Annotated in this window: 16 protein-coding genes; 2 read left to right on the top strand and 14 right to left on the bottom strand. The window is 62.1% G+C overall.

Going from position 1 to position 19,054, the window contains the following annotated elements; genetic code table 11:
• Positions 1-9 precede the first annotated feature (9 nt).
• Genes CXR02_RS12755 through CXR02_RS12710 form a run of 10 tightly spaced genes read right to left on the bottom strand, consistent with a single transcriptional unit; the run spans position 10 to position 10,932 of the window.
• A complete protein-coding gene (locus tag CXR02_RS12755; RefSeq protein ID WP_104062338.1) occupies positions 10-1,779 on the bottom strand; it encodes a type IV secretory system conjugative DNA transfer family protein in 1,770 nt (589 codons plus the stop codon).
• Positions 1,776-3,371, bottom strand: a complete 1,596-nt coding sequence (locus CXR02_RS12750; RefSeq protein ID WP_181037218.1) for an ATP/GTP-binding protein — start codon at positions 3,369-3,371, stop codon at positions 1,776-1,778. Before CXR02_RS12750 ends, CXR02_RS12755 begins: the two co-directional genes overlap by 4 nt.
• Entirely contained in the window at positions 3,371-4,879 is a 1,509-nt protein-coding gene (locus CXR02_RS12745; protein WP_104062337.1) for an SCO6880 family protein, read from the bottom strand. The genes CXR02_RS12750 and CXR02_RS12745 overlap by 1 nt, the downstream gene beginning before the upstream one ends.
• A complete protein-coding gene (locus CXR02_RS12740; RefSeq protein WP_104062336.1) occupies positions 4,866-6,122 on the bottom strand; it encodes a hypothetical protein in 1,257 nt (418 codons plus the stop codon). Before CXR02_RS12740 ends, CXR02_RS12745 begins: the two co-directional genes overlap by 14 nt.
• Positions 6,119-6,859, bottom strand: coding sequence for a hypothetical protein (locus CXR02_RS12735; protein WP_104062335.1), 741 nt, complete (start codon positions 6,857-6,859; stop codon positions 6,119-6,121). The genes CXR02_RS12740 and CXR02_RS12735 overlap by 4 nt, the downstream gene beginning before the upstream one ends.
• Positions 6,860-6,887: 28 nt before the next feature.
• Positions 6,888-7,157 carry a hypothetical protein gene (locus tag CXR02_RS12730; RefSeq protein ID WP_104062334.1) on the bottom strand — a complete coding sequence of 90 codons (270 nt, stop codon included), beginning with the start codon at positions 7,155-7,157 and terminating at the stop codon, positions 6,888-6,890.
• Positions 7,158-7,168: 11 nt separating this feature from the next.
• Positions 7,169-7,780 carry a DUF6668 family protein gene (locus tag CXR02_RS12725; protein WP_104062333.1) on the bottom strand — a complete coding sequence of 204 codons (612 nt, stop codon included), beginning with the start codon at positions 7,778-7,780 and terminating at the stop codon, positions 7,169-7,171.
• Between the two features lie 34 nt (positions 7,781-7,814).
• Complete coding sequence (locus CXR02_RS12720) at positions 7,815-9,302, bottom strand: ParA family protein (protein ID WP_104062332.1); 1,488 nt, start codon at positions 9,300-9,302, stop codon at positions 7,815-7,817.
• 41 nt (positions 9,303-9,343) lie between these two features.
• Complete coding sequence (locus tag CXR02_RS12715) at positions 9,344-9,856, bottom strand: hypothetical protein (RefSeq protein ID WP_104062331.1); 513 nt, start codon at positions 9,854-9,856, stop codon at positions 9,344-9,346.
• Entirely contained in the window at positions 9,853-10,932 is a 1,080-nt protein-coding gene (locus tag CXR02_RS12710) for a CHAP domain-containing protein (protein WP_104062330.1), read from the bottom strand. Before CXR02_RS12710 ends, CXR02_RS12715 begins: the two co-directional genes overlap by 4 nt.
• 255 nt (positions 10,933-11,187) lie before the next feature.
• On the opposite strand from CXR02_RS12710, the gene CXR02_RS12705 reads away from it, so the two are divergent.
• Positions 11,188-12,261, top strand: a complete 1,074-nt coding sequence (locus CXR02_RS12705; RefSeq protein ID WP_258060944.1) for a S9 family peptidase — start codon at positions 11,188-11,190, stop codon at positions 12,259-12,261.
• Here CXR02_RS12705 and CXR02_RS12700 read toward each other — a convergent pair.
• From CXR02_RS12700 to CXR02_RS12690, 3 genes are read right to left on the bottom strand one after another with little or no spacing between them, the layout of a single operon-like run.
• The gene (locus tag CXR02_RS12700; protein WP_258060943.1) at positions 12,258-13,169 is read right to left on the bottom strand and encodes a hypothetical protein; all 912 of its coding nucleotides are present in this window, start codon (positions 13,167-13,169) and stop codon (positions 12,258-12,260) included. The genes CXR02_RS12705 and CXR02_RS12700 overlap by 4 nt on opposite strands.
• Positions 13,170-13,172: 3 nt before the next feature.
• Positions 13,173-13,622 (bottom strand): hypothetical protein, encoded by a 450-nt coding sequence (locus tag CXR02_RS12695; protein WP_104062328.1) that lies wholly within the window; start codon positions 13,620-13,622, stop codon positions 13,173-13,175.
• Complete coding sequence (locus CXR02_RS12690; RefSeq protein ID WP_104062327.1) at positions 13,623-14,069, bottom strand: hypothetical protein; 447 nt, start codon at positions 14,067-14,069, stop codon at positions 13,623-13,625. It abuts the gene before it with no gap.
• 897 nt (positions 14,070-14,966) lie between these two features.
• Here CXR02_RS12690 and CXR02_RS12680 point away from each other — a divergent pair.
• Positions 14,967-16,709, top strand: coding sequence for a winged helix-turn-helix domain-containing protein (locus CXR02_RS12680; RefSeq protein ID WP_258060942.1), 1,743 nt, complete (start codon positions 14,967-14,969; stop codon positions 16,707-16,709).
• Positions 16,710-17,385: 676 nt separating this feature from the next.
• Here the strand turns inward: CXR02_RS12680 and CXR02_RS12670 are convergent.
• Positions 17,386-18,045 carry a ParA family protein gene (locus tag CXR02_RS12670; RefSeq protein WP_104062324.1) on the bottom strand — a complete coding sequence of 220 codons (660 nt, stop codon included), beginning with the start codon at positions 18,043-18,045 and terminating at the stop codon, positions 17,386-17,388.
• Positions 18,046-19,054: the final 1,009 nt, after the last annotated feature.

Raw genomic sequence — 19,054 nt, 5'->3', positions numbered from 1 at the left:
GGGGCTTCCTTACTTCGTGACCCAGGGATTAGCCGCGGGGACTGCCGCCACTGGTACGGCTGGTTCTTCGGGCTGGGGGCTGTGGGTTTTGATGGATGCCTCTACGGCGTCCTTGTGCGGGCCGGTGTACCAGGGCAGTGTGCGGACGAGGGTGGCGGGTGCCCCGGAGGCAAGGACGACGGCGCGGCCCCGGTCGAGTTCGGCGAGGTTGGAGACATCGAAGATGCGCTCCTTGCTTTCCTGGCGGGAGCGGCTGGACCCGGATTTCCCGGCAGAGACAGAGACGTTGATATAGCTGTAATCGCCGACGAGGTCCGAAAGGGCCCGGAGGAAGCCTTCTTCGGCCACTCCTCCGCCGTAGACCTTGACGTTCGCGGCGGACCAGATTTTCCGCATGTTCGCCTCGCCCCAGAGTTCAACGCCCTGTGACCAGGACTGCAGGATCGCCATCACGATCAGGCCCTTGGAGCCGTAGTGGCTGAACTGGTCCGGCAGTCCTGCCCAGCGGACCACGTTCGCCAACTCATCCAGGGCAAACAGCGCCGGCAGTGGCAGGCGGCCGCCGCTGCGCTCGGCGCGTTCTTCCATGGCCTCGGCAATGGCCACCGTCAGTGCCGTGGTGAGCGGGGCGGCGGAGCCGGCCCCTTCTTTGGAGAGGATGTAGATCGTCTCCTGTGAGGCGGCGAAGCCGTGAGGGTTGAACTGGCGGCGGGGATCCGCGGCCACGGATGCCCCGCGTGCCGGGGCGACCCAGCGAAGGGTGTTCCTGCTCTTGAGGCACTGGATCATCTTCTCGGCCGTGCCGAAGATACCGTCGCGCTGCTTGTCGGCCAGCTTCAGCGTGGACTCCAGGCCCTTGTACTGCAGCTCGTAGTCATGCTCTTTCAGGATTTCGATGGGTTCCTGGCTGACCTGCTCCGTCACCCACAGATACACCTGGGTGATGGGCAGCTCCCCCAGCGCGGCCGCGAGGAAGTACGAGGAGAGGATGTCTTCGGCTTTCGGGTCGAAGTACGCATCCGGTTTGGACCCCGGAAGGCGCGAACCGACAGAGAAATGCTGGGTGAGTTTGTAGGCCTTCTCTTCATCGGTGACGTAGGAGAGCGGGTTCCACCACCAGTCCGGTTCCTCCTGGGCGATCTTCTGCGGATCAAACACCCACACCGGGGCGGTCAGGACCCGGACGCCACGGGTGCCGTCCACCACGTCGCGCTTGTTTGAGGTCGAGACGACAGCCCCTGGTGCATCCAGGATCGCGGGCATGACCCGGGAGGTCGACTTACCTGTCCGAGGACCCCAGATGTCGAGGCTAAGGTCTTCCCAGGACTGAATGAACTTCTGCCCCGTGGAAACCACGCTGCCCACCACGATGCCCGGAGTGCCCTTCACGCCGAGGCGCTCCGCCGTGGCCTTCGCTCCCTTTTCGGAGAACGCGGCCAGGGACTTCCCCCGCCCCAGATACCGGGCGGCCTTATCGACCCGGGCACGCTTACTCGCACCCTTCCTCCAGGCCACCAGCACGACGATGGTCAGGACCACGATCACGCCGGCCATGAGAGCAGCGACAAAGGTGGATTGGGTGGGCCAGGGCACCCGGCCCTTGACCAGCCCGGCAATCAGATCAATCGGATGGACAGGTGGTGCGTCGACGCCGGCCATCCGGGAACCCATGTGGGCCGCCGCGTAGGTCCCGCCGCCAAAGACGACGATAAAGCCGATAGCCAGCCAGACCAGCAGGGCATCCCCGAGACCCATTCCCTTACGGTTCGGTGCACTCACGGTGTGCCTCCTTCCAGGGGCAGCTCCGGAGCTGCTGGCCCAAGGAGAGAATCAGCCGGGGCGTGCCACCTCGTTTCGGTGTCATTCACGCCGTGGTCTCCGGTTTCGATCGACGTCAGCCCAACCTGCACCGGGATCCCGGGGCGGCCGCCGACCTTGATCAGGAACTTCCCGCGCCCGGGCGGTTCGACGTCGACTCCGCGTGAGTCCCAGGCGGGCGGGTCCTGCCAGGAGATGAGTTTCTGCTGCTCCTGCCGGGACAGGGGAATCGCTGAGGTCAGCAGCGGCATCTCCGACGCCGGCAGACCACCGCAGATCACCATGCCGGAACGCTCCACGAAGCCGCGGGCTTTCATCCGGTCCTCTTCGGCCGGCAATGCCAGCAGGTCGGACATGGTGTGGGAGATCATGATCTGCCCGACGCCGACGGAACGGTTCAAACGGGTCAGGGCGTCCACCCGGTCAACCATTCCCTTACCGGAGCGCAGCGCCCGCCACAGCTCATCCAGGACCACGAAGTAGTTCCGGCGCGGCTCCAAGCCAGCGTCGGCCAGGGCGTTGGCGACGTTGACAGTGCCGAAGCCGTAGGACCAGCAAGCGAGCAGCACGGCGGCCTGCAGGTCCGTCTCCGTCCCGTCGATGCTCGAGACATCGAAGACCACGGCGCGGTCCCGCTTCATGGGGTTGGTGGTCTGCTGGGAGAAGATTTCTCCCAGCTTCCCTCCCCCGGTCAGGCCCAGCAGGGTTGCTTCCAGTGCCCGTGTTTCCTGCAGGTAGACGGCCATGTCGCCACGGTCCAGTGCGACCTGGCGCAGCTCGTCCGGCGCGGACACAATCACGTCCAGGAGGTCCTTCAGGACAGGGATTCCTACAAACTTGTCATCGAGGACCCGCAGCGCCCTGTCCAGGATCGTCTGTTCCTGATCCGTGGGCGGGTTGTTCCGGCTGATCGTGATCAGCGAGACCACCATGTTCAGGCAGCGGCCGTGAGCGTCAGCCCGGACCCGGGTGGCGGCTTCGTGATGGTCGCTGCCCTCGAGGAGCTGCGCGACCTCAACGGCCTGGCCGGGATCAAGAATGTTCAGGTAACCAACGCCACGGCCGAGCTTGATGACCTGTCCACCGAGTGCCTGGACCGCTTTGACGTGCTCGCCCTTCAAGTCCCCCAGGACGAGCGGATGGACACCCTGAGCGGAGAGCCCTAGGAACATGCGGCGCACCAGCGTGGATTTCCCCAACCCGGGCTTGCCCAGGATGAACGCGGAGGGGTTGGAAATGAGCCGTGCCCGCTGGAACCAGCTGATCGGGTCACAGCAGACCGTGGCCTGGGTTTCCTCATGGCGTCCGAGTGGGACGCCGATCATGGGCGAGGATGCACCGGAGGAGAACGGCCACAGTCCGCAGACCTGGACCGTCGTTCCGCGGTACTCCGTCACGGACGGGACGAGGGCGGCCATGCCTCCGCCGCGCCCGGTCCAGCCGCGGGAGCCCGGCCCGGCCTCCCGAGGGTGCCGCTCAGCCTTTGTCGGTGCAGCCGGTACCGGCTCAGCTGCCTTCCTGGGGGAACGGGTGAACATCTTCATGAGGGCCATTACAGGGCGTCCTTGATTTCGGAGGGCAGCAGGCTGTGCTTGGGCAGGACCAGGCCCAGCGGCAGGGATGCAGCGAACGCGGTGTCCTGCGCGCCGTAGGCGCGGCGCAACAGTACCCGGGCAGTACCGGAGGTCTGTTCGATGGCCGCCACAGCATCAGCGAGGCGTTCCCTATCGGTCACGGTGGCCGTGACGACCATCCCGAAGTTCACCAGGCCAGCACCCTGGGCTTCCTCCTGTGCGGTCTGCACAGCGGACCGTGCGTCGACCAGGGCGCGGGCGGACGGCCGGTTCCCGGAGGTGATGCGGACGTTGGCGTTGTTCTGGTCCCGCTCGACCACGGCAGCTGCACGGGCGGAATCCATCGGGCGGTACAGCAGCGAAATCCGCTTACGGTCAATGTCCCCGTGCGGGGCCAACAGCCGGGACAAGACCGATGAGTTCACAGACCCGCGGGGTGCGCCGGTCATGGTCCAAGAGGCCGAGAACGCGCTGTCGTGCCGGTAGTCATCCCAGCTTGCCTGCGTCGCGGTCGGGCCAACCTCGCCCCAGGTAAGGGAGACCGGGGAGCCGGCGGCGTGCGCTTCATCAATGATCAAGGCTGCGGGGGGATCGTAGGCGATCCGCACGACTTCACAGAGTTCCTGGGCTGACATCGGACGGGCAATACCGGCGCCGGTGGACTGCAGCCGGGCCGACAGGCCAGGAATCCGGGAGGCGAGGTCGCGGGCAACATCTTCCGGTGTGCGCTTCTTCGATCCTGTCCGGAGGGAGGCGTTGAAGGTCAGGGACACCCAGGCACGGACCGTGGCCGATCCTTCCGGGTAGGTGTCTACGACCTCGCGCAGAATCGCCTGGGCAAAGGCTGGCGCGTTCGGGTCTATGTTCATTTCAACTTCGTTCCGTAGCCGGTATCCGGAATCCGGGGCGGTCTCCACCGTCACGGCCGCGGCGTCCAGGCCGGCCTCGTCCGCCAGGCCGGCGAGCCAGCCGCCCCAGTTCGCCACCCACGCGTCAACCTGTTCAGGGTCCACCAGTGAGGCTCCGTCAGGTTCGGTGGAGAAGATCACGGTGAAGTGGCTGGTGGTGGGCACGTGCAGCAGGGCGAATGGCCGTTTGTAGGAGTCAGTGAACTCGTACAGGGTGGACTTCGCGGCGAGCCCCGGCAGCTGGTACATGCCCCACTGCGTCACGCCCAGGGGGCCGGAACGGTAGAGATTCGTTCCGGAGGACTTGGAGAGCCGGAAGCTCATCCGTGTGGCGAACCGGTCAACAATGGACTGGCCGTGCTTGTCCTTGACGGTCAGCAGTAGAGCGCTGGCCCCGGCCACGGCCAGGACAGCGAGGCCCGGGAAAAGACCCCAGATAGCGAAGCTGATGATGCCCATCAACAGCCCGGCCATGACAATCCCGGTGCCGATAGCGCCGAGGTTACCCAAGCCGGCTGAGCGCGGTACGCGCCAGTTGCCATAGGACGGTTCCTTGTATTCGGTATTAATTGCTGCCACTGGGGCCCTCCCCGGTTGAATCCTGCGCGGTCTTTGCGATTGCCTGCGACGTCTTGGACGCCACTTGGGCGCCTGCAGCTACGGCCATGCCCGCCGGACCAGCTGCTGCTGCCCCGCCGGCTCCCGTTGCTGCCCCTGCGCCGGGCCCTGCTCCTGCAGTGCCGGCGGTCGCGGTGCTGGTAGCTCCACCCGGACCTCCAGGACCGGTTGACCCTGGAGTCGGCTGGCCGCCGCTTCCCCTGGGACCCGACGTGCCGTCACTGCCCTTCGGAGACGTGCCTGCCTGGCTGCTCTGCGTGCTCGCTGGCGTTGGTGCCGCATTGCCTTTACCGCTGCCACTGCGGCCCAGGGAGACGGCGCCTGTGGCCATGGCGCCAACGACAGCCCCTGCTCCTGCTCCCCCGCCAGAGGCGACGGCACCGACCATCGGCGTCACGAAACGCATTAGGGCTGGCAAGGCGAACAGGGCAACGATCATCAGCGTGAAGCCCGTGATGGAAGTGATCAAGCTGTCCTTCCCGCCGCTGCCCATGAGGAGGAACGCGACCGAGTAAACGATGGCGGCCGCTGGCTTGTAGAGGATGAAGGCAATAGTCCAGCCAACTGCCTTCTGGAACCACTGCCTTCCCATTTCCGTGTTCGTGAACGCGGCCGTGGTCGGCAGGATGCCCGCCAGGATCACCAACATGCCGCTGCGCACCACCATCAGCACGACCTGGACGAGAGAGGCAATCAGGCCAATCAAACCCAGGACGATCAGGATGAACACCCCGACCCCCGTCTGGCCGGTCAGTACCAGGAGGTTCATCGACTCAGCGAAGCCCTTACCGTTCGTGGAGCGCTCGATGATGGCGGCCGAAAAGGCATCGGCGGCGACTACCAGAATCGAGATGACACCCAGACCCAACCCCGTGACCAGGGTGAGCGTGACCAGGGATCGCAGTAGATCCTTCAACGGTGCCCCGCGTTGCTCCCAGATCATCCGGATACCACCGAGAATGACGGCGAGAACTGCCAGCGTCACCGTCCAGGGCATCAATTCGCTGTTCACCATGGAGACGATGGGGCTTGGCGTCGTTCCGTCCTCACTGGCGAGGTTCACCGTGGGCATGGTCACCCAGAAGGTAGACAGTGTCGTCACCATCTGGCTCATGCCCTCCAGGATGGCCTTCGCCATGTTGCCCATAGCGTCATCCGCGAGCCCTGAAAACCAGTCCCCTACCGGGTTCCAGGTAGGCCTCATGCTCCACTCCAGAGGATGAATCCTGAAAGGTCACGGACTTGCCGGGGTTCCTCCAAGGGTGCGCCATTGTCAGCGACGACGCCCTTCCAGTCCCCGTCCTGCCAAAGCAGCGTTGTCCGCACCGAAGCAAGCGCTCCATTGTCCGCCTTGAATGCCAGTTCCACGACGGTCTGGTTCGCTGTGTATGAGACATTGAAGCCCGCTATCTGGACCTTCACGGCCGAGGCCGGCGCGGGGGTCTGGGTTGCTTTCATCCCAGCGTCACGGCCAGGTCCTTTGGCTGCAAGATGCTCGGCAATAGCTCGTTCGTTGGAGGGATCGATGCCTAGCGCCCAAAGGTTCACCGCCGCGTACAGCGCCCCTGTTGGTGTATGGGCGAAGCAGGACCTGATGCCCTGTTCGTCCGACTTTCCCGGGCCAACTTTCGGATCGATTGGTGCAGCCATGGTGCCTACGAGTTCCCACTTCGTATCCGGTGCCGCCCCCAATGACGACTCCGGCGAGGCGGGCAGTCCGCAGATGCTTTTGCTGGCCGCAGCTGATGTGCCGGGGCTGGCTGCGGCTGTGCTGCTGCTTTCTCCCGGGGCAGGGGCTGGCTGTGCGTTGCCCTGTCCTTTGGGGAGCAGGAAGATGATGACGGTTGCTGCGATCAGCGCGACCACCAGCGCGGCAGCGATGAGGAAACCGGGTTTGGTGAACGGATTGCTTTCGGTGGTGCTCTCTGTTGACTGGCTCATGATGAACCTCCCGTTGTTGGTGCTGGCTTTAGACGAAGGCGCGGACGATGCCGGAAGCGCCGCTGATGATGATGCAGCCCATGAGGACCCAGCCGAGCTTGGCGAGGGCCTGGCCACCCTCGCCGCGTTGGAGCTGGATGACCATGCCGACGCCGACGATGATGACGCCCAGGACGCCGAGGACCAGCCCGATACCGGAGGCCCAGTTCAAGACCGTAAGCAGGCCGCCGGCCTCGGCCGGGACGACCGGGGTGGGGTTGGGGATGACGCTTGCCGCAAGTGCGGAGAAGGAGTTCATGGTGAGACCTTTCAGTGGGTGGTGCTGGGTGTGCTGTCGGTGGCCAGGGAGGCCAAGTCATTGATGAATCGTTGGTATTCGCGGCCCATTGGCGGTGTCGTGGTGTCGCCATGCCGCCAGGCCTCTACCCAGGGCAGGGTCCAGAGCCGGGGCGATCCCCCGCCGACGATTGCGGCGAAGTCACGGAGCGCTTTGGGAGTCTTCCCCGGTGCGTCCGCCAGGACGGCGAGTCCGAGCAGATCCAGTCCAGGGGCTGCTCCTGATGCCCATTGGGTCAGTGCGCTCTGTGCCGCTGTCAGGCCGCGCATGTCTGCCCGGCAGACCACCAGCACCCGGGGTGTGCTTCCGTTCTGCAGGACGGGCCAGCAGTGACCGGTGGGGCGGGCTCCGTCGAACAGGTCAGCGATGCGGCTCTCGCCGGCTCCCCCGTGGGCGCCGGTAATCCACAATATTGGCGAGCCTGACATGGTGCGTCGGCCGAGGCGGTCTGCTGCGTCCGGTTCTACCATTCCCCTCAGCGGCGCGCTGATGGCGGCCTCTGGTGGCACGTGCCTATCCGCCGGGGCTGCCTCTGCCGCGTCTTCGGCTGGGCGGGTGATCCAGGGGTTCAGGGACTGTTGCATGGTTCCTCCTTTCGGAATCCGTCGGTGGGCTGTTCTAGAAGCCGGAGGCGACGGCGGCCGCTGCGGCCAGCCATGCCCGCTGGGTTGCGGGCTGGAGGGCTTCGTAACGGATGGGGCCGTTGACCATGGCCGGGTCGTAAGGAATCCGGACGACGGCCCGAACGAACGGTTCGAAGCCGTCAGCGATCCGCCGGGCCTCGTCCTTGGCCCGCTGCAAGGCGTCCCCGCTCATGCTGCGCTTGGCGTCAGTGGATTCGGAGACGATCACAACGGCGTTGCGTGCCAGTTCCGCGTTGTGGCCACCACGGGATTCGAGGGTCTGCAACGTCAGCCGGGCGGCTTCGGCGCGGTCCTCGATGGCTGTCACAGGCACGACGAGCTGGTTGGTGTGGTCAATCATCCGACGCCAGTTCGCTGACCTGGCGGTATTGCCCGAGTCCATGACCACCAGTCGGTAATAGCGGGTGAGCACCTGGTGGGCGATGTCGACTTCCTCAGCGGTGACTTCGTGGTCGCCTTCTTCGTTCTCATCCGAGCGGAGGACATCGAATTTGTCGGCGGTCTGGTGATGGACGAACTTGGCGATTTCTGCCGCGTTCGTTGAAGGTGACAGCAGCTCGGTGGAAGCATCGATGAGGTCCAGGACGCTCCGGTCGTGGGAGCCTTTTTCCGTCCGCCACCCGAGGGTGCCTTGAGATTCGTTGTTGTCCCAGGCCACTGTGGCGGCCCCGCTGTAGCGGGCGAGGATGGCCGAGAGCATGACGACCGTGGGGGTCTTGTTAGCCCCGCCCTTGCGGTTCACCACCGCGATGGTGCGCGGTCCGGGCCAGTGCTGGCTGACAGTGCGAATGTCCTCACGTTCGGAGAGTTCTTCTGCGGAGGGGTCCATCCGGTATCCGAGTCGCGTGAGCGTTCCGCGCCAGCCCTGTGTTGCCGGTTCCAAAATCGGAGCGCTGACCAGGAACGAGGTTTCCTTCAGGCTGCGCCGGGTCAGCGGTGCTTCCGGGGCGGTTGCGGTGGTTTGCGGTTCTTCTGCGGCGGCCGGCTGGGCAGGCGCAGGAGTCTCGGTTGTTGGCTCGGTCTCGGCGGGGTTGGGCGGCCATGGCTGGCGGTCCACCGTTGCCGCAGCGGTGGGCTGTGCGGGGGCGGCTACTGGTTCAGGAGCAGCAACAGGGACCGTATCAATGACGGTCGGAGCGACGGTCTCGGGGGTGGTTTCCGGGGCCTCTGCCCGGCGGCGTGCCGGGCGCGGTTCGTAGGAGACGGATTCGATCGTGTTGTCCGGGTGCACGATCAGTTCACCGTGTCCTTCGGGATCCTCGATCTGGACCCGGACGGGGCGCTGCAGTGTCTGCGCCTCGCCCACGACCAGAGCCAGGGCGTTGTTGCGGAGATCCTGTACCGAATCCCCGGCAGGCACGATGCGGGAGTTACCTGCGACGACGACCTCAGCGGTCCCGTTGTCGCGGACGATGGCCCTGATGTTTGGAAAGGCCAGGACCTCGGTTGGTGTAGTACCCATGAACTTCTTCCTTACGTGTGTGGGATGGAGAGGTGCGGCGCTTAGGCCGTGGGTGGTGTGAGCCGGTTGACCTTCCACGGGGCTTCCTTGCCCGTGCGGAGCAGCTGCAGCGTGTAGGTCCCGGCATTGGTGGGGACCGCTGCCGTGACGCCGTAGCCGTTGGCTTCATCGACGGTCAGCGTGGCCGGACCGGTGACGCGGTTGGCCGGAATGTTGGCCGGGTCCACCGCCGAGTAGTCGGCGGTGGCCTGTGGTGTCAGCCAGCGGGCAAGATCGTTGGCCCACTGTTTTTCCTCCACGTTGGGGCGCGCGAAGTCGCCCATAGCCTTCTGGGCGATTTCCACGGCTTTGTCCTTGCTGGCCTGATCCCAGGTGATGCCGGTGGAGGCCGGGATTGTTCCTCCGGGGGCCTGTGGTCCGCTGTTGGCGCTCAGTGAGACGGGGGCGGACGCTGTGGGCGTGGTGCTGGCCGTTTCTGCCGGTGTCGTGTTCGCTGCAGGTGCGCATGAAACGCAGAGCAGGGCCACGGCGAGCAGGGCCAAGGGCTTTTTCACTTTTTCTCCTCTTGAGCGGGCAGGTACAGGAAGGCTGAGGGGACGTTGCTGCTGACTGTCCGGGTGTAGTAGTTGTGGTCATCCGGGGCCGGGTTGCCGTTGTAGCCTTCTTCGACGTAAGTCCCGTCGTCCTTGACTTCCTTGACCACCGCAACGTGGCCGAAGTTCGGGTCCGCTCCCCCGGTGCCAGGTGCGTACCAAGCGACCGCACCGACGCGTGGAACGGCGCCTGTGGGCCAGCCTTTGGCGTCCCAGCCGCTCTTCCACGTCAGAGCCGAGCCGAGGCCCTGCCCATCCGGGCGGAAGGTCCCGTTGAGAAATTTGAAGGGTGCGCTGGCGGAACCCATCTGCTGGTTCACGCGCCACAACGCGAAGTCCACACACTCGCGGTTATACATACCCAGCGGCGAGGTGCTGGCAGCGTTCGCTCCGACCTGCAACCAGGTGGGAGCGTCTTTCCACGGGTAGTCATCCCCGGCACCGGACTGTCCCGGGATGGTGCAGTCGCTGCCTTCCAGCGTGAACTTCCCGTCCGAGAGTGCCTGGACGAGTTTGAGGGCCTCAGGCCAGTACTTCTGGTAGTGGTAAGGGTCGGCGTTGCGCTGAACTTTGTTACCGGCGAGGGTCGGCTCCAACAGCTCCCAGCCGGCGACAGCCTGCAGGGCCTTGATGAAGTTCGTGGCGCTGGTGGTGGGGTCCATACGGTCTGCATAGGAGCCCCACGCTCCGTTGTCGCGCTGCTGGAACAACCCACGGGAATCCGGGCCGGGTCCATCGCCATGGTCCAGGACACGCAACCCTGACTCCCCGAGGGAAACCATGACGCTGATCATCTGGCCCTTAACGGACAAGTCCAGTGCCTTACCGGCACCCATGATCGCCGCGGCGTTCTTCAACTGCTCCTCGGTGTAGCCCTCAACCTTGGTGTTGGCGTCGACGGCAACGGAGATGGCCGGGCCGCAATCAGCTGCAGCAGGCTTCGCGGGGGCCAACAGCAAGAGCATGGAGAAGATCAAGCCGAAGAACAGCCCAGGGAGGGCAATGATGGCCACTAGGCCAAGCGATTTGCGCCGCATTAGATTCGTCCCTCCCCCTTGGACGTCGACTGGCTCAATCAAAAAGAGTACACGCCTGTAGTGAACATGTGCAACGCCTGTAGTGGGCATGAATTGTTCATATATCAGGAACGAGGCGACGTTACGATGATTGGGTTCCGTTCCTCTTCCTGGCTCGGCGCTGGAGGGTGAGACCTAATGCTGACGACACGGCGCGGCCTGGCCTACCTCGCGTTCCTTGTACCGGCGGCCGCGCTATCTGGGTTCGCGGTTGTCATGGCGCGCAAGATCGTTAAGCGGGGACCAAAGGACTACCGTCGTGCCGAGCTGACAGGTGATGGCCGGAGAGTCCGCATCGATTTGGATGACTACACGAAAGCTCCGGGCGACTTTGGCGTGTTCGACCCTGTGGCAGAGCGCTACACGAGAGTCGGCGAGGTCACGCTGATCGATGAGGATCGAAAGTACGTGGAGCGGCTAATTCATCCTTCGGGTGCCGGGCCGGCGTCCCTGGGGCCCCTGGTTGATTGGACCCCCGATGTGTTCTTCGAACCTTCTGCGGTGGCCGGACGGTTCGAAGAGGTGCACATCCCCACCGCCTACGGTGCGGCGCCTGCATGGCTATTCCAAGGAAAGAACGCAGACACATGGGTGATCCATATCCATGGCAGCTGGACAGACCGCTCGATCATGTTTCGGGACGTCCACGCTTTCAGCCCCCTGGGATTCACGTCCTTGATTCCGTCATTCCGCAGCGACCAGGAGGTCAGCCCACCACAGGCCGAATCCAGCCACCTTGGGCAATCCGAATGGCGTGACGTGGAAAGCGCTGTGGCCTACGCCGTGGCTCATGGAGCCAGTCGCATCATCCTCTCGGGCTGGTCAATGGGTGGCACCATTGCGCTGCTGACAGCGGAGCGCAGCGCTTACCGGGACCGGATCGTCGGAGTCGTCCTGGTAGGGCCGGTCACGAGCTGGCGCAAGACCATCACGGCGGGGGCGGCGCGGGCTGGCGTGCCGGCGATAGGGGCCGGCCTTGTCATGTGCCTGCTGCAGGCACCCCCGTTCGCGAGGATGCTCGGGTTGGAGGAACCGATCAATTTCGATGCACTTGAATGGGTCGATGTACCTAACCGGGTGGCAGTCCCGACGCTGGTCTTGCACTCCTACACAGATCAAGAGGTTCCCTGGGAGATCTCGGCGGCGTTCCAACGCGCGAATCCTGACACAGTCACCCTGATCCCCCTACCTGAGGCACACCATACCCAGGAGTGGAATGCCTCGCCCCGTACCTTCTCTAACGAACTGACGGCTTGGGTCAGCAAAACGATCTTGGCTGAGCAGGGCTAGGTCTGTGCGTCTAGCTTGGCCTCAATTTGGCTGATTCTGCCCTGAACAGAATCCGGGAACATCGTCATGTTCCCCCGCTGGTAGTTGTGCAGAACGATGAGGCTTTTGTAGACCCCGTTTTCGAGCGATTCATTGAAAAGGTCCCACGCCGGGCTGACTCGGGATTGATCTGCATTTACCCGGATCCTCAGCGCAGTAAGCCAGAGCGCATCGATCATCCAGAGCCGCAATTTCGGGAGCTGCTTCGACAGGAAAAGAACCAGCCAGCCCGCAGCCGTCACCGAGAGGCCTAAATAGAAAAGGCGGTCAAACCAGGATCCGATCGCTTGGGCGAAAGCGTCCCAGGGCGAGAAATGGAACAGCACCACGTACGTAATGTGGCACGAACAAGCCGCCGCAACCACAACCAGACCCGCTGAGAATGTTGCATACGGGCCCCTCGCCTTGTGCCGAAGCATGTAGAGGATCCTGAGCACGGTGAACAACAACGCGAGCATGTACGTGCCGCTGTACGTGGCAGTTGCGAGCTGGTCCATGCGGGAATCAATGAAGTCCGCAGCTGTTGGAGCTTTGTCCTGAATAAGGGCGAAGCTGACAATCATGATGGGAACGCTCAGCAACGGGGCGTAGTAAGTCCATCTGACTGGTACGTTCGCTAACCGCCGCACGCTGTCGTTGAAAAAGAAGATCGCCAGTAGCGCGAAGATGGCTTGAAGCAGGTTCGTCACGTTGATGCCACCGAGGTAGCTGTCGATAACCTCAAGCGGTGTAACCGTCCCCAGGACATAGAGCGCCGTCAGGCCGAACATCGATGCCAGCCACGACGCCCGGGATTCCGCCACCTTCACCACCGAGGGGATCCGAAGGAGGCATAGGGCACTCAGCAGCGCAAAGAGCAAGAGTTTCATGGTCTAGCTAAGGAAAGGATCAGGATCGGACGAGCTGCGTGCACGGGTCTTCTTCGACATCTCGAAAGCGAAATCCTCCACCCACCGTTCGACAGGATGGTTCGGAACGGACCGGCAGGTAACGCTAATTGCGTCCGCGGTCTCCCTCAGCATCTCTTCAGAAAGATCCGGCAGAGCCAGGGGAATCCGAAAGCTCTCCAAGTAGATGTGTCCGAGCTCGTGATAGATGCAGTGAAGTTTGTATTGACGCGACTTCTGCGGGGGGAAATAGACGTTTATGCGATCCTCAAATTCGGCTTTGAAGGCCGTCAGCGCACCCCAGGACTCCTTGTACTCGATCAGATTGATCGGCTTCTCACAGATCACGGTCAAGCGGTCGATAACTTCCTTCATCGACGTCGTGCCGTCTCCGCATAACTCCCGGACCTTTTCCGGTACCGGCGGGAGAGCCATTCACTCGTCGCCTTTCATCGATGCATCGATGATCCTGGTGATCGTCCTCAGTGTTTCTGGCGAGGTGGCCCCCAGGTTTCTCGCGGCAAAGTTCTTCACCTTGAGCTTCCGCATCTGCACAAGGAATTCCATCCGCGCTTCTACCTCGGGAGGAGTCTCGCTGTTGAGATCACACAGATAACTGGCTGGTACGGCAAAAACGAACTCAGCTATGCCCTTCAGCAGTTCCTGATCCGTCACCAGGCTGCCAGTGCCATTGATCAAGTAGGACCACCGTGTCCGCGACAGGTGGATTCCGTGGGCGGAAAGTGCTTCTTCGACATGAGGGTAAATGAGCGCAGTGTGGTTATCTGCCTCCCAGATATCCACCAGGATGCCCATGCGATCCGCTAGCCGCTCTTTCTTCTGTTGCTGCGTAAGAAACACGCTGCGGCCCCCATTTGCCATCTATACAGCTCCTTAGCCAAGCTCAGCCACTTGTGTAGGCCGCCAACACAGAGGAGGCGGGCAGCTGACTCAAAATATTACCCGATGACTTCCGCAGGGTACAAGCAGTGAGTTGTGCATGTGCGGAGCATGTATGTAGTCTTTCGGTGGCTGGGCTTTTGAAGGAGCACCGGGCGCCACCGCGACAGGACCTGTAGACGTGCAGGTTCACTGCGAAGGCCTTCAGCTGCTGGCAGAGGAAGGAGTGGTGTGCACCGGGTCAAGCTCTGGGACTTACGTCCATCCAGGACTGAAGCCCCCGACACGCCGACGCGCGGCGTCCCACTTAATGCAATCTAATTGCGATTGGGTAGTCCCAGCACCCTAATTAGGAGGACTCATGGCACGCATGCACAAAGGCGACCGTCACGTTGTCACGGCAAAGATCCCAAGGGCGGATGCAGACAAGTTACGCAGAGTCGTAGAACTTACTGCTGAAACTCGGTCTGACATCGTGGCCAGGCTCCTCCATGAGCACTTACTGACCATTGACTTAGAAGCGCTCGACGCCCCGGAGACTTTGCCCATGGCGAGAGCGTCATGACCATCCCAAATATCAAGAGGAGCTGCCCATCGGCCGCATCGCCTCTTAAATGACGAAGGCCCGCACGAGGCGGGCCTTCTAAGCATTTGACTCACTACCTTTTTTGCTTGCCGGCGACGAGGTAGAGAGTCCGTGAGAATCAACTCGGGCCTTGCGGTCCGGGCATCTTCCTATCCCTTGAGAGGAATAGCATCATCGTACCCCACGAGATGCGCGTATGCACAGACTTACAGAGTCCGGGCGCGCCGCATGCACCAAGCCGTCCAGCTCAAGCTTGGACCGCCTTAGCTCCATTGCTTGCTGGGCAGCCTCGCATGCGCCTTTCCCGCGACGGCGGAAAGACCTACCCACAGAAACATGAACGAACCCTAACGCCAGCGCTTCCCGCCTTCCCCGCGGCGGTCCGGATCTTCGGCAAGGACGGCACGTGTGCAGCGATCTTCCTTGACTTTGACTCCTCAGTCGCGGGTATTGACTGGGTGGAAGCCGATGTCCGCGCCGTTCAGACCTGGCTGCATTCCTGCGGCGCTCGGTGGATCGAGGACTACTCCCCCAACGGCGGCCGCCACGTTTACATACCGCTGGAGAAGCGAGTCACGTTTTCGGAAGCCCGAGATCTTGTAGAAGCCTTGGGTAACCGTCACCAGAGCCTGGATAAGTCCCCTCATCAGAACCTTTTGCACGGCTGCATGCGGACTCCAGGTTCTCCTCACAAGCGCGGCGGCCACCAAGAACTGGCCATGAGCCTCAGCATGGCTTACGACGTCGCCCGCCGGCCCAACTCAGCCTCCGTATGGGCTGCCATGAATGCCGACCTAGCCGGGGAGATCAGCGCTGTACGTGCGCTGCGTTTACAACAGACGTTTACGCCGACGGACGTCGGGGTACCAAGAATTCAACACCCCACCGGCCGGATGTCCCGGGTTATGCACCAGATGGCACAAACAGGCCTCTACGACGCGAACCGCTATTCGACCGACTCAGATGCCAGGCAAGCAATCCTCGTCGGAGCTGCGGCTGCCGGGATGGAACTGACAGATGTGGAACGCCGGATGATGCAGGGAACCTGGCCAGGGCTGGCCTCTTTCTACGCCCGCTACGCCTCCCGGCACCGAGGCCAAGCGCTGCGCCGCGACTGGCTTGAAGCCGTCGCTTACGTAATGAAAAACCCAGGATCCACAGCAGGGAAAAACAATGCCCACATATCCCCCACAAGCCAGCCAACTACACACGCCCAGGGGAACCAAGGGAACTCAGCTCTCCTGAATGCCGACGCTGAGCATCGGCTCATCAGGACGTGGCGCAACGCGCTCAGACTGAAGGAGCACGCCTACCTAGACTCGAGGACCGGACTGGCACGCAGAATGGTCCTGAGGGCACTCGGGGAGGCTGCACATATGACAGCCTCCCGATTCGTTGAATTCGGCGTCAGATCTATTGCTATAGCTACAGGACTCGACCACACGACAGTCGGATCCCATTTGAGAGCGCTGCGCGAAGAGCAGGATGGCTTGGTGACCCTGGTTGAAGAAGGGCGCGGCACTAAGGGAGATCTCTACATGCTCACCGTGCCGGGGGACGTTAAAGCGGCGGCTGAGGACCTGACGTGGCAGAAAGGGAAAATCCATGCCGTGCGGCCGGTGTTCCGCGAACTCGGCTTGCCGGCTGCATTCGTTTACGAGGCGTTGGAGCACTCCCCCGGCTTGTCGACGGCGGAAATCATCAAACTAACTAGGCTCTCTAGGACAGCTGTCAGTGAAGCCCTCGACGTAATGGCCGCGTGGAACATGATCGGACGGGACAACAAGAGAGCCTGGTCAGTAGTAACTGCAACGTCGCTAAAGGATCTTGCCGAGTATTTCGGCGTATTGGAAGCTGTCGCCGCTCAGCTGGACCGCTACCGGATAGAACGAATTCTCTGGAGGGAGTGGCTGTCGAAGAACGTAAATACCGTCGCCGAGCTCCTCTCCCCCGGTGAGGACTATCCGTGGGAGGACTTCGAAGGTCCGCCGGATGAGTGGGCCATGACTGACATTGCATTTGCCCGGGCAGGATGAGTCATCCAGTCATTCAGTCCGATACTGAAGTACTCTGTAAGTCTGTGACTGTCGGACTTACAGAGTACGACTCGCGATGCCCTCGGGTGTCAGGCTGGCCCGGCCAAGGGACGTGATCCTCCTGATGTATTTTAGGTCCGTGGAGTTAGGCCTAACGCAACGCGGAGCTCATCCTCAGTGGAACCGATTAGCTCCTGCTGGCGCTTCAGCAGAAGGTCCACGGCAACTCGGATCAGTGTGTTGTCCGTAATCCGCTCCCCCTTCTCCTTACGGGCGCGTTGAACTTTGGTAGCTAGTACCGTCAGCTCGTCGGCTTGGTCTGCGTGCAGACGCAATTCTTTGCGGACCAGCTCCGTGTAATGGGTATGGCTGGAAACAATGGGCCCCTCATCCTCTGCTGCCGCTTGCGTCGAAGAGGGATGCGCAGTGGCCTTCTTGTCGTTGACCGCAATCTCCGACTCCGCTCCCCCATTTGACTTTGATGCGAGGTCAGCAGTCGGAGGGGGTGTGCCAGTTCGTTGTGTCGAGGGTACTTGTGAGTCGTTATGCAAAGCCGCGGCCTCATGGACAATATGCAGAGTGGGTACTTCTGCACCAAGGTCAATGGGAGGGGCTTCCTTGATGTCTCGAGTCTGGTTTGCAAAGTTCTTGAATCCACCTTTGAGCGCCATTGGGGTTAGCCCTTCCTGGTCTTGGCCCAGAGACTAAAAAGTTCCAGGGCGACGTCTTTGTAATCCATAGTTGCTTTTTCAGAGTTGCGGGTCTTTTCGTAGGAAGTGACCACAGTCCCGTACATCGGGGCCCGCTCGTGTGCTTTGTAGGCGCGAACAAACGAGTTGCATACGAGGATCCCTTGCTCTCGCAACATCTCTTGGGCATCCAGCGCGTCCTGTGGGGAACGCGAATCGGCCTTTGTGACCACCACTCTGTAGTCCCGACCGGAGGGTTGGACAATCTTCTCAAAAGTGTAGACGAGAGGTAAAAGGGCCAACGGAGTCGCTTCTGTAGGCATCACAATGAAGTCCGACTGGCCAACGATGGCCTTGAGCACTTGAATGTTTTCCAAGTTACCTGGGGTGTCGACGAAGACTGTGTCGTAGTCGAGATCGCGCATTTGTGTGAGCGCTTCGGGATCCGTTTCCGTCGCAACGTCGAACTGCAGCTGCTCCTTCTCAGGGAGTTCCTCTGCATTGGTTGCCCACATGGTTACTGACCCTTGTGGGTCGGCGTCGACGACAAGCACCTTCGAGCTCTGGGCAGCAACGGCGGCAAGATTCATCACCGTGGTGGTCTTCCCAGCCCCGCCTTTTTGGTTGACGACAGCTACGACTCTCATGAGTACTTCCTTAAGTTCGGTTACCGTGGCACTCGGACCGACTGCGGATTTGAGACTCCACCAAAGTTGCACAACCCGAAAAGTCGGGTCAGCTCCACCAAAAAGTAGAGAACATCTGTTAGTCGCCGGCAAGCGCTACGCCAAAATTACCAGTCCCAGTCCTCCACACCCCGAAGAATCGCCGTAAACGCACAGAGTCAGTGACTGCGTTTGTCTGTAACTCCACGACTACGTAACTCCGGTACTCTGTTAGTCAGCGCCTCAGGCAAGCACCACTCCCCCGGTAGTCTTCGAGTTAGTGCCGCCCGGTAACGCCGCCGGTAGTTTGGGCGCGGCGTCTCAAACTGACCAGTGACGGCGAGCCAGGAAGCCTTTTTGGACTATTCGTCCATCCGGGCGAACGCAGGGTCAGTGACTCTGTTCCTCTATGTTTTTTGCCGTGAACACCGTTCAGCTAGCATGCGGTTGTTGTCGCTAAGACGGTCTCTCTCCCCCGGGGATGACTTTTCAGTGGTGCCGGCTGTATCTCCACGGCGGTTGCGGGCCCTGGCGATTTCGCTGGGTCACGGACTTCCGGAGTCTGGTGCTCACTGACTCCGGTACTGACAGACTCTGGTACTTACGTATATCGGCAGTTCGGCAGTTCGGCAGTTCGGCACTTCGGGGGTGCCGGAGTGACAGGGTCTGGTAGTCGGTCGGTGGCGGAGGGTGTCCTGGTTGCGGGCTCTGGCGATTTCGCTGGGTCACGGACTTCCGGAGTCTGGTGCTCACTGACTCCGGTACTGACAGACTCTGGTACTTACGTATATCGGCAGTTCGGCAGTTCGGCAGTTCGGCAGTTCGGCACTTCGGGGGTGCCGGAGTGACAGGGTCTGGTAGTCGGTCGGTGGCGGAGGGTGTCCTGGTTGCGGGCTCTGGCGATTTCGCTGGGGCACGGACTTCCGGAGTCTGGTGCTCACTGACTCCGGTACTGACAGACTCTGGTACTTACGTATATCGGCAGTTCGGC

The organism is Arthrobacter sp. 4R501, from assembly GCF_002929755.1.
Lineage (GTDB): Bacteria > Actinomycetota > Actinomycetes > Actinomycetales > Micrococcaceae > Arthrobacter.
Note: the sequence above shows the minus strand (reverse complement) of the source record. Positions and strands in the feature narration are given on the sequence as shown.

Coding starts and splice junctions, on each gene's coding strand:
- CXR02_RS12750 (WP_181037218.1), bottom strand. CDS start 3,371: ATGGCCCTCATGAAGATGTTCACCCGTTCCCCCAGGAAGGCAGCTGAG.
- CXR02_RS12740 (WP_104062336.1), bottom strand. CDS start 6,122: ATGAGGCCTACCTGGAACCCGGTAGGGGACTGGTTTTCAGGGCTCGCG.
- CXR02_RS12735 (WP_104062335.1), bottom strand. CDS start 6,859: ATGAGCCAGTCAACAGAGAGCACCACCGAAAGCAATCCGTTCACCAAA.
- CXR02_RS12730 (WP_104062334.1), bottom strand. CDS start 7,157: ATGAACTCCTTCTCCGCACTTGCGGCAAGCGTCATCCCCAACCCCACC.
- CXR02_RS12725 (WP_104062333.1), bottom strand. CDS start 7,780: ATGCAACAGTCCCTGAACCCCTGGATCACCCGCCCAGCCGAAGACGCG.
- CXR02_RS12720 (WP_104062332.1), bottom strand. CDS start 9,302: ATGGGTACTACACCAACCGAGGTCCTGGCCTTTCCAAACATCAGGGCC.
- CXR02_RS12710 (WP_104062330.1), bottom strand. CDS start 10,932: ATGCGGCGCAAATCGCTTGGCCTAGTGGCCATCATTGCCCTCCCTGGG.
- CXR02_RS12705 (WP_258060944.1), top strand. CDS start 11,188: ATGGCGCGCAAGATCGTTAAGCGGGGACCAAAGGACTACCGTCGTGCC.
- CXR02_RS12700 (WP_258060943.1), bottom strand. CDS start 13,169: ATGAAACTCTTGCTCTTTGCGCTGCTGAGTGCCCTATGCCTCCTTCGG.
- CXR02_RS12695 (WP_104062328.1), bottom strand. CDS start 13,622: ATGGCTCTCCCGCCGGTACCGGAAAAGGTCCGGGAGTTATGCGGAGAC.
- CXR02_RS12690 (WP_104062327.1), bottom strand. CDS start 14,069: ATGGCAAATGGGGGCCGCAGCGTGTTTCTTACGCAGCAACAGAAGAAA.
- CXR02_RS12680 (WP_258060942.1), top strand. CDS start 14,967: ATGCGCCTTTCCCGCGACGGCGGAAAGACCTACCCACAGAAACATGAA.
- CXR02_RS12670 (WP_104062324.1), bottom strand. CDS start 18,045: ATGAGAGTCGTAGCTGTCGTCAACCAAAAAGGCGGGGCTGGGAAGACC.